At 66.3% G+C, this 13,472-nt stretch carries 12 protein-coding genes; 11 read left to right on the top strand and 1 reads right to left on the bottom strand.

Annotation, left to right across the window (positions count from 1 at the left end; genetic code table 11):
• Window positions 1–6: 6 nt before the first annotated feature.
• Window positions 7–942, bottom strand: a complete 936-nt coding sequence (locus tag P0086_RS18250; protein ID WP_275788118.1) for an alpha/beta hydrolase — start codon at window positions 940–942, stop codon at window positions 7–9.
• Window positions 943–1,270: 328 nt separating this feature from the next.
• On the opposite strand from P0086_RS18250, the gene P0086_RS18245 reads away from it, so the two are divergent.
• From P0086_RS18245 to P0086_RS18195, 11 genes are all read left to right on the top strand, one after another.
• The gene (locus P0086_RS18245; RefSeq protein ID WP_112600345.1) at window positions 1,271–2,179 is read left to right on the top strand and encodes a LysR family transcriptional regulator; all 909 of its coding nucleotides are present in this window, start codon (window positions 1,271–1,273) and stop codon (window positions 2,177–2,179) included.
• Between the two features lie 129 nt (window positions 2,180–2,308).
• Window positions 2,309–3,205, top strand: a complete 897-nt coding sequence (locus P0086_RS18240) for a LysR family transcriptional regulator (RefSeq protein ID WP_275788116.1) — start codon at window positions 2,309–2,311, stop codon at window positions 3,203–3,205.
• 180 nt (window positions 3,206–3,385) lie between these two features.
• Complete coding sequence (locus P0086_RS18235; protein WP_275788114.1) at window positions 3,386–4,360, top strand: alpha/beta hydrolase; 975 nt, start codon at window positions 3,386–3,388, stop codon at window positions 4,358–4,360.
• A 93-nt stretch (window positions 4,361–4,453) separates the two neighbouring features.
• Window positions 4,454–5,086: a pyridoxamine 5'-phosphate oxidase family protein gene (locus P0086_RS18230; RefSeq protein WP_275788112.1), complete on the top strand. Its 633-nt coding sequence runs from the start codon at window positions 4,454–4,456 to the stop codon at window positions 5,084–5,086.
• Between the two features lie 195 nt (window positions 5,087–5,281).
• Window positions 5,282–6,442, top strand: coding sequence for an ABC transporter substrate-binding protein (locus tag P0086_RS18225; RefSeq protein ID WP_112600604.1), 1,161 nt, complete (start codon window positions 5,282–5,284; stop codon window positions 6,440–6,442).
• Window positions 6,443–6,552: 110 nt separating this feature from the next.
• Entirely contained in the window at window positions 6,553–7,557 is a 1,005-nt protein-coding gene (locus P0086_RS18220) for an ABC transporter ATP-binding protein (RefSeq protein ID WP_112599366.1), read from the top strand.
• Window positions 7,554–8,504, top strand: coding sequence for an ABC transporter permease (locus tag P0086_RS18215; RefSeq protein WP_275788109.1), 951 nt, complete (start codon window positions 7,554–7,556; stop codon window positions 8,502–8,504). Before P0086_RS18220 ends, P0086_RS18215 begins: the two co-directional genes overlap by 4 nt.
• Complete coding sequence (locus P0086_RS18210) at window positions 8,494–9,309, top strand: ABC transporter permease (RefSeq protein ID WP_112604833.1); 816 nt, start codon at window positions 8,494–8,496, stop codon at window positions 9,307–9,309. The genes P0086_RS18215 and P0086_RS18210 overlap by 11 nt, the downstream gene beginning before the upstream one ends.
• Window positions 9,310–9,339: 30 nt before the next feature.
• The gene (locus tag P0086_RS18205) at window positions 9,340–10,767 is read left to right on the top strand and encodes a gamma-aminobutyraldehyde dehydrogenase (protein WP_112599363.1); all 1,428 of its coding nucleotides are present in this window, start codon (window positions 9,340–9,342) and stop codon (window positions 10,765–10,767) included.
• Between the two features lie 131 nt (window positions 10,768–10,898).
• The gene (locus P0086_RS18200) at window positions 10,899–11,072 is read left to right on the top strand and encodes a DUF1328 domain-containing protein (protein ID WP_112604836.1); all 174 of its coding nucleotides are present in this window, start codon (window positions 10,899–10,901) and stop codon (window positions 11,070–11,072) included.
• A 175-nt stretch (window positions 11,073–11,247) separates the two neighbouring features.
• The gene (locus tag P0086_RS18195; RefSeq protein ID WP_148652199.1) at window positions 11,248–13,434 is read left to right on the top strand and encodes a TonB-dependent siderophore receptor; all 2,187 of its coding nucleotides are present in this window, start codon (window positions 11,248–11,250) and stop codon (window positions 13,432–13,434) included.
• Window positions 13,435–13,472: the final 38 nt, after the last annotated feature.

The following is a 13,472-nucleotide window of genomic DNA, read 5'->3' as shown; positions in this document are numbered from 1 at the left end:
GAAACCTCATCGCCTCGAGGAAAAATCCGACACCGCCCGGCAGAGCGCGGCAAAGCCGGCGGCAGCCCCCTCGCTCATGTGGCGCGCCCGCAGCCAGGCATGGATCATCTGCGGTTCCTCGCGGAACCAGACCTCGACGCCGGCCGCCGCCAGCCGGCCCGCATACTGCCGCGCATCGTCGCGCAGCGGATCGAAGAAGGCGCCGGTGATGAAGGCCGGCGGCAGGCCGGACAGATCGGCATGCGCGAGCGGAAAGGCATAGGGATTGCCATCGGGCGCCCTGTAGACCTCGCGATAGTAGCGCACGTCGGCGGTGGTCAGCCCCGGCGCCTCGGCCATCTCGACATAGGAACCGGCGGAGGTGTCGCCGCCGAGCGCCGGATAGACGAGCGCCTGGCCGGCGATCCCGGACAGCCCCTCGTCGCGCGCCTTGAGCACGAGACCTGCGGCGAGGTTCGCCCCGGCGCTGTCGCCGATGATCACCACCGGCCCCCTGCCGCGCAAAAGATAGGTCAAGACGTCGAAACAGTCCTCGAACGCGGCCGGCCAGGCGTGCTCCGGCGAGAGCCGGTAGTCGACGGAAACGAGTTCCGCGCCCGCTGCCTCGGCGATCTCCGCACAGATCGCGTCATGGCTCTGCAGCGAGCCGACGACGAAGCCGCCGCCGTGAATGTAGTAGAGCCGCGTCTCGGTCGTCACGCTGGCCGGCCGGTAGCGCCGGGTCGGGATGCGGCCGAGCACCAGCGCTTCCTCGCGGATCATGCCGGCGGGCGTCGGCCTGTCGAACTCCGCACAGAGCGCGTCGTACCACTGCCGCTGCTGGGCGATCGGCGCATCGACCGCGTCCGCAGGATAGAACGCCTCGCAGCGCTGGTGGAAGGCGAGGATGCCGGCTTCGGTCGGGGCGGGCTTGGCGGAGGTGGTCATGGTCTCTCTTTTCATTTCACATGTTGTCCGGTCGGGAGAACCCAGCGCAGTGCGTGGCGAGTGGCGAGTAGCGAGTAGCGAGTAGCGAGTAGCGGAGGAGCGAGCCGCACCAAGTCCGTCAAGCCTGCGGACTCACCGGCTCCACACAGGCCCCTTCATTGGCGAGGACCTGAGCCTACTTGCCATTCCCGGCGGCCAATGGCCTGCCGCCCGACCTGCCGCCCCATCCCGCACAATCCACTATCCGCCATCCGCTATTCGCTATTCGCTACCCCGCAGATCCCCCTCTGAACCAATGCGGCGACCCCTTGCCTGCCGTCAAGGCCCTATATTAACTGCCGCCATGGCCTTCACGCTCCGTCAGCTGCAATATTTCGTCGCCGTCGCCGAACAGGGATCGGTCACCCGCGCCGCCCAGATCCTGTCGATCTCCCAGTCCTCGATCACCGAGGCCGTGAAGGAGCTGGAAAGCGACCTCGGCGTCGAACTGTTCGAGCGCCATCCGCGCGGCCTGACGACGACCCACAACGGCCACCAGTTCCTGCGCCATGCGACCAAGATCCTCGCCAGCGTCTCCGACGCCCGCCGTTCCTTTGCCGACGACCGCACGACGGGAAAGGGCCAGCTCAATCTTGGCGTCACCTCGCTGGTCGCCGGATACGTGCTCTCCGACCTGCTCGCGCGCTACCGCCGCGCCTTTCCCGGCGTCGAGGTCAGCGCGATCGAGGACAACGGCTCCTACCTCGAACACCTCCTGATCGGCGGCGAGCTCGACGTCGCCGTCATGGTCATCTCCAACCTGCGCGACCGCATGGCGCTGCAGGCCGAGATCATCGAGACCTCGCCCTACCGCCTCTGGCTGCCGCTCGGCCACCCGCTGGTCGCAGCCGAGATCATCTCGGTCGGCGACATCGCGAAGGAGCCCCTGATCATGCTGACGGTCGACGAGATCGAGGAGAACACCGGCAAGCTGCTCTCCGCGCTCGGCGCCCGCCCGCACGTCGCCTTCCGCACCCGCTCCGTCGAGGCTGTGCGCAGCCTGGTCGCCACCGGCGCCGGCATCGCCCTGCTCCCCGATCTCGTCTACCGCCCCTGGTCGCTGGAAGGCGACCGCATCGAAAGCCGCGACGTCTCCGGCGCCCTGCCCGTCGTCCAGGTCGGCATGGTCTGGCGCAAGGGCTCGTCCCTGCCGCAATCGGCGCGGGACTTCGTCGGCGTGGCGGAGGCGCTCCGGAGCGGGCGGGGACGGTGACGCGGCGCCCCGGTTGCCGTCCGGCCGCCGTGGCGACGCCCGGGCCCGCGGCAGGCCGCCAAGCAATTTTCAAGCAACGGCAGCATGATCGAACGGATGGCATGACCAAGTCTCGACAGGGGAACTGAAATGGATCGCTGGCAGGCCATGAAAGTGTTCGTCAAGGTGGCCGAGGCGGGCGGCTTTGCAGCGGCGGCGCGTCCGTTGAACATGAGCCCGCCCGCGGTCACGCGGACGATATCCGCGCTGGAGGAGACGATCGGTGTCCGGCTTCTCACCAGGACGACGCGCGCGGTCAAGCTGACGGAGGCGGGCAGCCGCTACCTCGACGATTGCCGGCGGATCCTCACCGACATCGCCGACGCCGAGGCCTCGGCCGCCGGCCTTCACGCCGATCCCTCGGGAGACCTCAGGGTGACGGGCCCGGCCATGTTCGGCCAGATGCATGTCGTGCCGATCCTGCTCGCCTATCTCGACCAGTATCCCTCGGTCACCGTGCACAGCGTGTTCGTGGACCGCATCGTCAACATCATCGACGAGGGCATGGACGTCGCGATCCGGATCGGGCACCTGCCGGCCTCGGGCCTGAGCGCCGTGAAGGTCGGCACGATCCGGCGCGTCGTCTGCGGCGCGCCCTCATACCTTGCAGCGCACGGCGTTCCGCAGAGCCCGTCCGATCTCGCCCAGCACCGGATCATCGCGCCGACCGCGGCCTGGGCATCGCACGAATGGCAGTTCGGACAGGACAAGAAGACCAGCGTCACGGTTCACCCGCGCCTGTTGTGCAACACCAATGACGCTGCGATCGCCGCCGCGGAGCAAGGCTTTGGCCTCACCCGCGTCCTCTCCTATCAGGTCGCGCCGGCCCTTCGCGACGGGCGCCTTCAGGCGGTTCTGTCCGAATACGAGGAGCACGCGATGCCGGTCCACGTCGTGCATGCCGAGGGCCGGCGTGCCTCGGCGAAGGTGCGAGCGTTCGTCGATCTCGCGGTTGACCACCTGCGCGCCAACCGGTCCCTCGACTGAGGCAGCGCAGCCACGCCGGCTCGGCGAGGCCCGCGGCCGCACCTCGGGACCCGGCGATTGTTCCGCTACGCGCAATAGTCCCTTTCATCTTTCGCCGATTAACGATCACAGCCAAGAGAATTATATTCCGTCCCGACGCCGGCACAGCTCATTCACGAACTTGAAAGAATGGAGATTGCGATGAAGGGACTGCTCATTTGCGCGCTGCTCGCAGGTCTGGCCGGAGCACCTGCCGGCGAAGCCCTTGCTGCCGCGACCGGGACACGGACGGCCGTTCCGGCGGTTGCGACCGTTCACTACCGCTCCGCGGATATCGACGGCGTCGATCTCTTCTACCGCGAGGCCGGTCCCGCCGATGGCCCGGTGGTGCTTCTGCTGCACGGCTTCCCGACGTCGTCGCACATGTTCCGCAACCTGATCCCGCTGCTCGCCGACCGCTATCACGTGATTGCCCCGGACTATCCGGGGTTCGGGCAGAGCGGTTCCCCGGAGCGCGCGACCTTCGCCTATACCTTCGCCCGCTATGCCGAGATGATCGATGCTCTCCTGAAGCAGAAGAGCGTCGCGCGCTATGCCATGTATGTCATGGACTATGGCGCACCCGTCGGCTACCGCCTCGCACTGATGAACCCGGAACAGGTGAGCGGCCTGATCATCCAGAACGGCAACGCCTATGACGAGGGCCTTGGCGCGTTCTGGGATCCGATCAAGGCCTACTGGACCGAGGGCACGGCCGAACGGCGGGAGGCGCTCGCCAGCCTCGTGACGCTCGACATCACCAAGTTCCAGTATACCGATGGCGTCAAGGATCTGACGCGCATCAGTCCCGACAACTGGATCCACGACCAGGCCCTGCTCGATCGCCCGGGCAACAAGGACATCCAGCTCGACCTCTTCTACGACTACCGCACGAATGTGCCGCTCTACCCCGAGTTCCAGGCGTTCTTCCGCAAGCAGCAGCCGCCAACGCTGATCGTCTGGGGCAAGAACGACAAGATCTTCCCCGAGGAAGGCGCGCATCCCTATCTGCGCGACCTGCCGCAGGCCGAGCTTCACATTCTCGACACCGGCCATTTCGCCCTCGAAGACAAGCTCGACGAGATGGCGCCACTCATCCGCGACTTCCTCGATCGGAAGGTCGCGACCGTAAACTGATCGCATCGGTCGATGGCCCGGCCGCCGCGCATCCGATGGGGTGCGCGGCATCGTGCGCCCGCGACCGATCGAGACCCCAGCAGGATGGAACTCATGTCCGGCTCTGAACTTCATGCTCCCGTCACCGCGTTCTCCAGCGATGTCGCCTTCACGCCGTCGGTCAAGGCGATCCAGGAGCGCAAGGGCTCGAGACACGGCTACGCGCGGATGGAGACGGGCGGGTCCTGGCAGACGGAGATCTCCGCCGACCTCGCCGGCTTCATCGAGAGCCGCACGAGCGTGTTCCTGGCAACGGCAAGTGCCGCCGGCCAGCCCTACATCCAGCATCGCGGCGGTCCCGCGGGGTTCCTCAAGGTCATCGACCGCAAGACGATCGGCTTCGCCGACTTTGCAGGCAACCGGCAGTACATCACGCAAGGCAACCTGTCGGAGAACCCGAAGGCCCATCTCTTCCTGATGGACTACGCCCACCGGCAGCGCGTCAAGATCTGGGGCGAGGCGAAGGTCGTCGAAGACGACGCCGAACTGCTCGCGCGCCTTCACCCGGAAGGCTATCGCGCCCGCGTCGAGCAGGCGATCCTGTTCACCGTCTCGGCCTGGGACGCCAACTGCCCGCAGCACATCCCGCAGCTCTTCGAGGCATCGGCCGTCCAGGCCGCACTGGCCGAGCGGGACCGGAAGATCGAAGAGCTGGAGCGGGAGATCGCGCGGCTGACGGGGAAGTGACGCATATTCAATGGGAACGCGAGGTCACCGGCGAGAGCCGGTGGCTCGGGACGGCGGCGCAAGGGGAAACGCTGCATCTTTCGGAAATTCCGATATCGACATTCTGATTAATGAATTTGCGAAAGCGGCGAAAAGGGGGCACGCTTTCTTCCGGGAACGAATACCGCGCTAAAGCGGACAAACCGGGAGATCATCATGAAGCGACTTCTGCATTCCTGCACCGCGCTCACCCTTTCCTTTGCGTTTACGGCCACAGCCCTCGCCCAGGAGCCGCTGAAGGCGCTCGGCGCCGGCGAAGGCGAGGTCTCGATCGTCGCCTGGGCCGGCTATATCGAGCGCGGCGAGACCGACAAGGCCTACGACTGGGTCACCGAATTCGAGAAAAAGACCGGCTGCAAGGTCTCGGTGAAGACGGCGGCGACCTCGGATGAAATGGTGGCGCTGATGAACGAGGGCGGCTTCGACCTCGTCACCGCCTCCGGCGACGCCTCGCGCCGCCTGATCGCCGGCAAGCGCGTCCAGCCGATCAACACCGACCTGATCCCGAGCTGGAAGACCGTCGACGAGCGCCTGCAGAGCGCCGCCTGGAACACGGTCGACGGCGTCCACTACGGCACCCCCTATCTCTGGGGCCCGAACGTGCTGATGTACAACACCGACGCCTTCAAGGGCGAGGCGCCGAAGAGCTGGAATGTCGTCTTCGAGGAGATGACGCTGCCGGACGGCAAGTCCAACAAGGGCCGCGTGCAGGCCTATGACGGCCCGATCCACGTCGCCGACGCCGCCCTCTACCTGATGGCGCACAAGCCCGAACTCGGCATCAAGGATCCCTACGAGCTGAACGAGGAGCAGTACAAGGCCGCCCTCGACCTCCTGCGCGTCCAGCGCACCCTCGTCGGCCGCTACTGGCACGACGCGATGATCCAGATCGACGACTTCAAGAACGAGGGCGTGGTCGCCTCCGGCTCCTGGCCCTTCCAGGTCAACCTGATGCAGGCCGAGAAGCAGCCGATCGCCTCGACCTTCCCCGAGGAAGGCGTCACCGGATGGTCGGACACCACCATGCTGCACGCCGACAGCGAGCATCCGAACTGCGCCTACATGTGGATGGAGCATTCGCTGTCGCCGAAGGTGCAGGGCGACGCCGCCGCCTGGTTCGGCGCCGTGCCGTCGGTGCCGGCCGCCTGCAAGGGCAACGAGCTGCTGACCGACGAAGGCTGCGCCACGAACGGCTTCGACCATTTCGACAAGATCCGCTTCTGGAAGACGCCGGTGTCGAAGTGCGAAAGCCAGGGTGAATGCGTGCCCTATCACCGCTGGGTCTCGGACTACATCGGCGTGATCGGCGGACGTTGAGGCACGTTCCGGAGCGGGAGATACCCCCCTCTGCCCTGCCGGGCAGAGGGGGGCGACATGGCACGCCCTCACCTTCGCCTCCCCGTCCCACATGACAACTGGAGTACCCCATGACCACCGCCGTCCTGTTCGACAAGGTATCCCGCCATTTCGGCCAGGTCCGCGCCGTGGACCACGTCGACCTCGCCGTCGCCGAGGGCGAGTTCTTCGCGATGCTCGGGCCCTCCGGGTCCGGCAAGACCACCTGCCTGCGGCTGATGGCCGGCTTCGAGCAGCCGACCGACGGCCATATCGAGATCTTCGGCGAGACGGCGGAAGGCGTGCCGCCCTACCGGCGCAACGTCAACACCGTGTTTCAGGACTATGCGCTGTTCCCGCATCTCTCGATCCTGGAAAACGTCGCCTACGGGCTGATGGTCAAGGGCGTGAGCCGGGAGGAGCGGCTGAAGGCGGCGGAAAGTGCGCTCGCCATGGTCAAGCTCCCCGGCTACGGCAGCCGCCGCCCCGGCCAGCTCTCCGGCGGCCAGCGCCAGCGCGTCGCGCTCGCCCGCGCACTCGTCAACCGGCCGCGCGTGCTGCTGCTCGACGAGCCGCTCGGCGCCCTCGACCTGAAGCTGCGCGAGCAGATGCAGGAGGAGCTGAAGGCCCTGCAGAAATCGCTCGGCATCACCTTCGTCTTCGTCACCCATGACCAGGGCGAGGCGCTGTCGATGGCCGACCGCGTCGCCGTGTTCAATGAGGGCCGCATCCAGCAACTCGGCACGCCGGAGGAGGTCTACAAGCGGCCGCAGACCCGCTTCGTCGCCGATTTCGTCGGCTCCTCCAATGTGCTGGCGCCCGCCTTCGTCCAGAGCCTCGGCTACCCGGCCCGCTATGCGAGCCTGCGTCCCGAGGCGCTGTCGCTCGGCGACGGCACCGGCGAACGCAAGCGCGTCACCGGCACCGTGGTCGCCACCAGCTTCCTCGGCGCAGCCAACCGCGTGACCATCGAGACCGGCAGCGCGACGCGCATCGCCGCCATGGTCCCCGCGTCGGAGCTGATCCCCGAACAGGGCAGCGGCGTCACCCTGTCCTTCGCGCCCGAGGACCTGCACCTGATGGACGAAGCGGCATGAGCGCGATCGCCGAAACCAGCATCCTCGCCGGCCGCAGCGGCACCTTCGGGAAAATGTCGGATTTCTTCTGGCGCAACCCGAAGATCCTGTTGTTCCTGATGCTCGCCCCGCCGCTGCTCTGGCTCGGCATCATCTATCTCGGCTCGCTGTTTGCGCTTTTGCTGCAGAGCTTCTTCTCGATCGACGAATTCTCGGGCCTGGTGAACTACGAGTTCACGCTCGCCACCTACCGGCAACTGCTGATCCCGTCGAACTTCGACATCATTTTGCGCACCGTCGTCATGGCGGCGCTGGTGACGCTGGCGTCTGCCGTCATCGCCTTCCCGATCGCCTACTATGCCGCCCGCTATGCGAAGGGAAAATGGAAGGTGCTGTTCTATCTCGGCGTCATGCTGCCGCTCTGGTCCAGCTACCTCGTCAAGGTCTATGCCTGGAAGCTGATCCTGGCCAAGGAGGGCATCCTCACCTGGGTCTTTTCCAGGCTGCACCTGACCTGGCTGCTCGACGGCTGGCTGGCGCTGCCGGTCGTCGGCGGCAACTCGCTGTCGATCAGCTACACCGGCACCTTCATCGTCTTCGTCTATGTCTGGCTGCCCTTCATGATCCTGCCGATCCAGGCGGCCCTCGAGCGGGTGCCCGGCAACCTGGTCGAGGCGTCCGCCGATCTCGGCGCCCACCCGGCCCAGACCTTCCGGCACGTGCTGTTTCCCCTGGCGCTGCCCGGCATCATCGCCGGCTCGATCTTCACCTTCTCGCTGACGCTCGGCGACTACATCATCCCGCAGATCATCGGCTCGTCGCGGCTCTTCATCGGCCAGGCGGTCTATGCCCAGCAGGGCACGGCCGGCAACATTCCGCTCGCCGCCGCCTTCACCGTCGTCCCGATCGTCATCATGGGCTTCTACCTCTGGATGGCGAAGAAACAGGGGGCCTTCGATGCGCTCTGACCGCTCCACCTCCGCCCCGCTCGGCCTGAAGATCGCCGCAGCCGGCGGCCTGCTCTTCCTGCACCTGCCGATCCTGCTGATCTTCCTCTATGCGTTCACGACGGAGGAGAAGAGCTACCAGTTCCCGCCGCCGGGCTATACGCTGCAGTGGCTCGCCGTCGCCTGGAACCGGCCCGACGTATGGGCAGCACTCGGGCTGTCGGTCCGCGTCGCCGCGATCGCCACCGCAATCGCACTGGTGCTCGGCACGCTCTGCGCCGCCGCCGTCAGCCAGACGAAGTTCTTCGGCCGCGAGACGATCTCGCTGCTCGTCATCCTGCCGATCGCCCTGCCCGGCATCATCACCGGCATCGCGCTGCGCTCGGCCTTTTCCTTTGCCGAGATCCCGTTCTCGTTCTGGACGATCGTGCTCGGCCACGCCACCTTCTGCGTCGTCGTCGTCTACAACAACGCGGTGGCCCGCTTCCGCCGCGTCTCGGGCTCGCTGATCGAGGCCTCGATGGACCTCGGCGCCGACGGCTTCCAGACCTTCCGCTATGTCGTCCTGCCCAATATCGGCACCGCGCTTCTCGCCGGCGGCATGCTCGCCTTCGCGCTGTCCTTCGACGAGGTGATCGTCACCACCTTCACCGCAGGCCAGCAGCAGACGCTGCCGATCTGGATGCTGGAGGAACTGGTGCGGCCGCGCCAGCGCCCGGTCACGAACGTCGTCGCCATGCTGGTGGTGCTGGTGACGCTGCTGCCGATCCTTCTCGCCTACTACCTCACCCGCGACGGCGACCAGGTCGCCGGCGGCGGCAAATAGAACAACGACTTGAGACCAAGGGAGTTACCGATGGAAACCCAGATGCTGATCGGCGCACGCTTCGAGGCCGGCACGGAGAGCGAGGAGCACATCCTCAACCCGAAGACGGGCGAGACGGTGGCGGACCTGCCCGAGGCCTCGCACGCGCAGATCGACGCCGCCGTCGACGCCGCCGAGAAGGCCTTCTCCACCTGGGCGGCGACGACGCCGGCCGAGCGTTCCGCCTACCTCCTGAAGATCGCCGACGCGATCGAACGCGACGCCGACGGCTTTGCCGCACTGGAGGCGCTCAACTGCGGCAAGCCGATCAACGCCGTCCGCAACGACGAGATCCCGGCGATCGTCGACTGCTGGCGCTTCTTCGCCGGCGCCGTGCGCTCGATGACGGCGACGGTCGCGGGCGAATACCTGCCGGGCCACACCTCGATGATCCGCCGCGACGCGATCGGCATCGTCGGTTCCATCGCCCCCTGGAACTATCCGCTGATGATGATGGCCTGGAAGCTGGCGCCGGCGATCGCCGGCGGCAACACCGTCGTCTTCAAGCCGTCCGAGCAGACGCCGCTGACGGCGCTGAAGATGGCGAAGGTGCTGGCCGACATCCTGCCCGAGGGCGTCGTCAACGTCGTGCTCGGCCGCGGCGAGACCGTCGGCAACGCGCTGATCAACCATCCGAAGATCAACATGGTCTCGATCACCGGCGACGTCGCCACCGGCAAGAAGGTGCTGGCGGCGGCGGCGAAATCGGTCAAGCGCACCCATCTGGAACTCGGCGGCAAGGCGCCGGTGATCGTCTATGACGACGCCGACCTGGAAGCGGTGGTCAACGGTATCCGCGCCTTCGGCTATTACAATGCCGGCCAAGACTGCACCGCCGCCTGCCGGATCTATGCCGAGAAGGGCATCTACGACAAGTTCGTCGCCGAGCTCTCTTCGGCGGTCTCGACCATCCGCTACAACCTTGCCGACGATACGGAAAACGAGATCGGCCCGCTGATCTCCAAGCGCCAGCGCGACCGCGTCGCAAGCTTCGTCGAGCGCGCGGCGGACGTGAAGCACATCGAGATCGTCACCGGCGGCGCGCCCGGCAGCGACAAGGGCTTCTTCTTCCAGCCGACCGTCGTCGCCGGCGCCACCCAGGACGACGAGATCGTCCGCCGCGAGGTCTTCGGCCCGGTCGTCTCCGTCACCCGCTTCACGGGCGAGGACCAGGCGATCGCCTGGGCCAACGACAGCGACTATGGCCTCGCCTCCTCCGTCTGGACCAAGGACATCTCCAAGGCGATGCGCGCGGCCGCCCGGCTGCAATACGGCTGCACCTGGATCAACACCCACTTCATGCTGACCAACGAGATGCCGCATGGCGGCGTCAAGCAGTCCGGCTACGGCAAGGACATGTCGGTCTATGCGCTGGAGGACTACACCGCCGTCCGCCACGTCATGATCAATCACGGCTGAACGGGCCTTCTGCCTCGTCTTTGACCCGGCGGGAAGGCTCCGCCGGGTCCCTTCCCGCCTCGGATCGGCCATGACGGGAACAAATTTCCGCCTCGCGCGTCTTCTCTCCGGTTCAGGAAAGGACGTTGCCGATGCTGAAATGGGCCCTGATATTTCTCGTGATCTCGCTTGTCGCCGGTTTTCTCGGCTTTCGCGGCGTGTCCTCGGCGGCTGCGACCGTCGCCAAGGTCCTGTTCGGCATAGCCCTGATTCTGTTCCTGATTTTCCTCATCCTCGCCTTCATGGCCGGCAGCGCCGTCGTCTGACCGGGCACGCGCCATCGTAGAGCGTTGAGCATCGCCACCACCATGGCGGTCATTTCCGTTGCATGAGGGCAACAATGTCCGAAACATGACATAATTTATCATATATTTCTTGCGCATCGCAAAAACATGATGAGAACAGTCCGGTTATCGACCTAGTAACATCACGAGACCTTCGATGCCCCTGACCTCTTCCCCGCTCCGCCGTACGCTCGTCCTCGCCCTTGCCGGCACCTCGCTCCTGACCCTGTCCATCGCCGCCCGCGCCCAGGACCAGGCGGCGGCGACGTCCACGGAGGGCACGACGACGCTGGAGGAGATCATCGTCGACGGCGGCAGCGGCGGCGTCATCACCGCCGACGGCTATGTCGGCAAGAGCAGCGCCACCGGCGCCAAGGTCGACACTCCGTTCCTGCAGACGCCGCAATCGGTCTCCACGGTCACCGAGGCGCAGATGAAGGACCGCAACCCGCAGACGCTGCTGGAAGTCCTGGCCTATACCCCCAGCACCCGCACGACCGCCTACGGTTTCGACCCGCGCTTCGATTCCTTCACCGTGCGCGGCTTCGACGTGACCTATAACGGCGTGTTCCGCGACAACCTCCGCCAGCCGGGCGCCGGCTCCTCGCTCTACAAGACCGAGCCCTACGGCCTTGAGGGCGTCTCCATCCTGCGCGGCCCCTCCTCCGCCCTCTACGGCGCCTCCGGTGCCGGCGGTCTCTACAACCTCGTCACCAAGCGTCCGACCGAAGAGGCGCAGCACGAGGTCGAGGTCCAGTACGGCACCCACAACCGCTACCAGGGCCAGTTCGACCTGTCCGGCCCGATCAACGACACCGACCCGGTCTACTATCGCCTGACGGGCCTGGCCCGCACCGCCGATACCGAACAGCCGGGCGTGCCCGACGACCGCATCTACATCGCCCCGGCGCTGACCTGGAAGCCGGACGAGGACACCCGCCTGACCGTGCTCGGCGAATACGCGCGCATCAAGACCGGCGGCACCGCGGCCTACTACTACGACACCACCACTGGCGAGGTGACGGACTTCTTCGCCGGCAACCCGGCCTTCAACGATTCGGTCCAGAACCAGGGCCGCATCGGCTACGAATTCGAGCACCGCTTCAACGAGACCTTCACCTTCCGTCAGAACGTGCGCGCCTCGACGCTCGACACCAATGCGGACTGGGCCTTCGCCTATGCCCCGAACGCCGATGATCCGACGCTGATCGACCGGAGCGCCGGCTCCTTCGAGGAGCGGCTTTCCGCCATCGTCATCGACAACCAGCTCGTCTCCGAGTTCGACACCGGCGCCTTCAGCCATACGCTGCTGACCGGCCTCGACCTGATGAAGCTGCGCTACAAGTCGCTCAACGGCTATGGCGTCTCGCCGCCGCTCGACACCAACGATCCCGACCGCGGCGAGCCGATGGATCGCATTCCCTATACCGAGCGCGTCGACCAGGACCAGTGGCAGGTCGGCACCTACATCCAGGACCAGATCCGCTACGACGCCTGGACCCTGACACTCGGCGGCCGCTACGACTGGGTCTCCACCGACACCGACAGCACCGATCTCGTCGGCGGCACGGTCACCGAGCTCGACCAGAGCGACCGCGCCTTCTCCAAGCGCGTCGGCCTCACCTACGAGTTCGACTTCGGCCTCGCCCCCTATGCCAGCTATTCGACCGCGTTCTCGCCGAATGCCGGCTTCAACCAGGAGACCGACGCCCCCTTCAAGCCGACCGAGAGCGAGCAGGAGGAAATCGGCGTCAAGTATCTGCTGCCCAACAGCAACACCATGCTGACGGCCGCGATGTTCAACATCGACCAGGAGAACGGCCTCTACTACGAAGTCGTCGACCTGCCGACCGGCCCGGCCAACATCCAGGTCCAGCGCGGCAAGCTGCGCTCACGCGGCTTCGAGTTCGAGGCCAACACCAGCCTCGACAACGGCCTGTCGCTCACCGCCTCCTACTCCTACACCCAGATGAAGATCATCGAGGGTCCGGCCGGCACGGTCGACAACGACGTTTCCTCGGTGCCGCGCCATCAGGCAGCCCTCTGGGCCTTCTACACGATGCCCGAGGACACCGCCCTGGACGGCCTCGGCCTCGGCGGCGGCGCGCGCTTCATCGGCGCCAGCTACGGCAATGACGAGAACACCATGGAGAACGGCTCGCGCGTCCTGTTCGACGCGGCCCTCCGCTACGACTTCGCCGCGATCGACAAGAAGATGGAGGGGCTGGCCCTGCAGGTGAACGCCACCAACATCTTCGATCGCCGCGACCCGGTCTGCTCGGCCGGCTTCTGCTACAAGGACCAGGGCCGGACGATCATCGGCTCGCTCAAATACACGTGGTGACACCGTTGGACGCAACCCCTCCCAGGGCTGACGAGACC

Source organism: Mycoplana sp. MJR14, from assembly GCF_029210525.1.
Taxonomy (GTDB): domain Bacteria; phylum Pseudomonadota; class Alphaproteobacteria; order Rhizobiales; family Rhizobiaceae; genus Mycoplana.
The sequence above is the reverse complement of the archived record's forward strand: the minus strand, read 5'-3'. Positions and strand labels throughout refer to the sequence as shown.

Bases quoted from the DNA above. Each gene is read 5' to 3' on its own strand.
- P0086_RS18250 (WP_275788118.1), bottom strand. From the start codon at position 942: ATGAAAAGAGAGACCATGACCACCTCCGCCAAGCCCGCCCCGACCGAA.
- P0086_RS18245 (WP_112600345.1), top strand. From the start codon at position 1,271: ATGGCCTTCACGCTCCGTCAGCTGCAATATTTCGTCGCCGTCGCCGAA.
- P0086_RS18240 (WP_275788116.1), top strand. From the start codon at position 2,309: ATGGATCGCTGGCAGGCCATGAAAGTGTTCGTCAAGGTGGCCGAGGCG.
- P0086_RS18235 (WP_275788114.1), top strand. From the start codon at position 3,386: ATGAAGGGACTGCTCATTTGCGCGCTGCTCGCAGGTCTGGCCGGAGCA.
- P0086_RS18230 (WP_275788112.1), top strand. From the start codon at position 4,454: ATGTCCGGCTCTGAACTTCATGCTCCCGTCACCGCGTTCTCCAGCGAT.
- P0086_RS18225 (WP_112600604.1), top strand. From the start codon at position 5,282: ATGAAGCGACTTCTGCATTCCTGCACCGCGCTCACCCTTTCCTTTGCG.
- P0086_RS18220 (WP_112599366.1), top strand. From the start codon at position 6,553: ATGACCACCGCCGTCCTGTTCGACAAGGTATCCCGCCATTTCGGCCAG.
- P0086_RS18215 (WP_275788109.1), top strand. From the start codon at position 7,554: ATGAGCGCGATCGCCGAAACCAGCATCCTCGCCGGCCGCAGCGGCACC.
- P0086_RS18210 (WP_112604833.1), top strand. From the start codon at position 8,494: ATGCGCTCTGACCGCTCCACCTCCGCCCCGCTCGGCCTGAAGATCGCC.
- P0086_RS18205 (WP_112599363.1), top strand. From the start codon at position 9,340: ATGGAAACCCAGATGCTGATCGGCGCACGCTTCGAGGCCGGCACGGAG.
- P0086_RS18200 (WP_112604836.1), top strand. From the start codon at position 10,899: ATGCTGAAATGGGCCCTGATATTTCTCGTGATCTCGCTTGTCGCCGGT.
- P0086_RS18195 (WP_148652199.1), top strand. From the start codon at position 11,248: ATGCCCCTGACCTCTTCCCCGCTCCGCCGTACGCTCGTCCTCGCCCTT.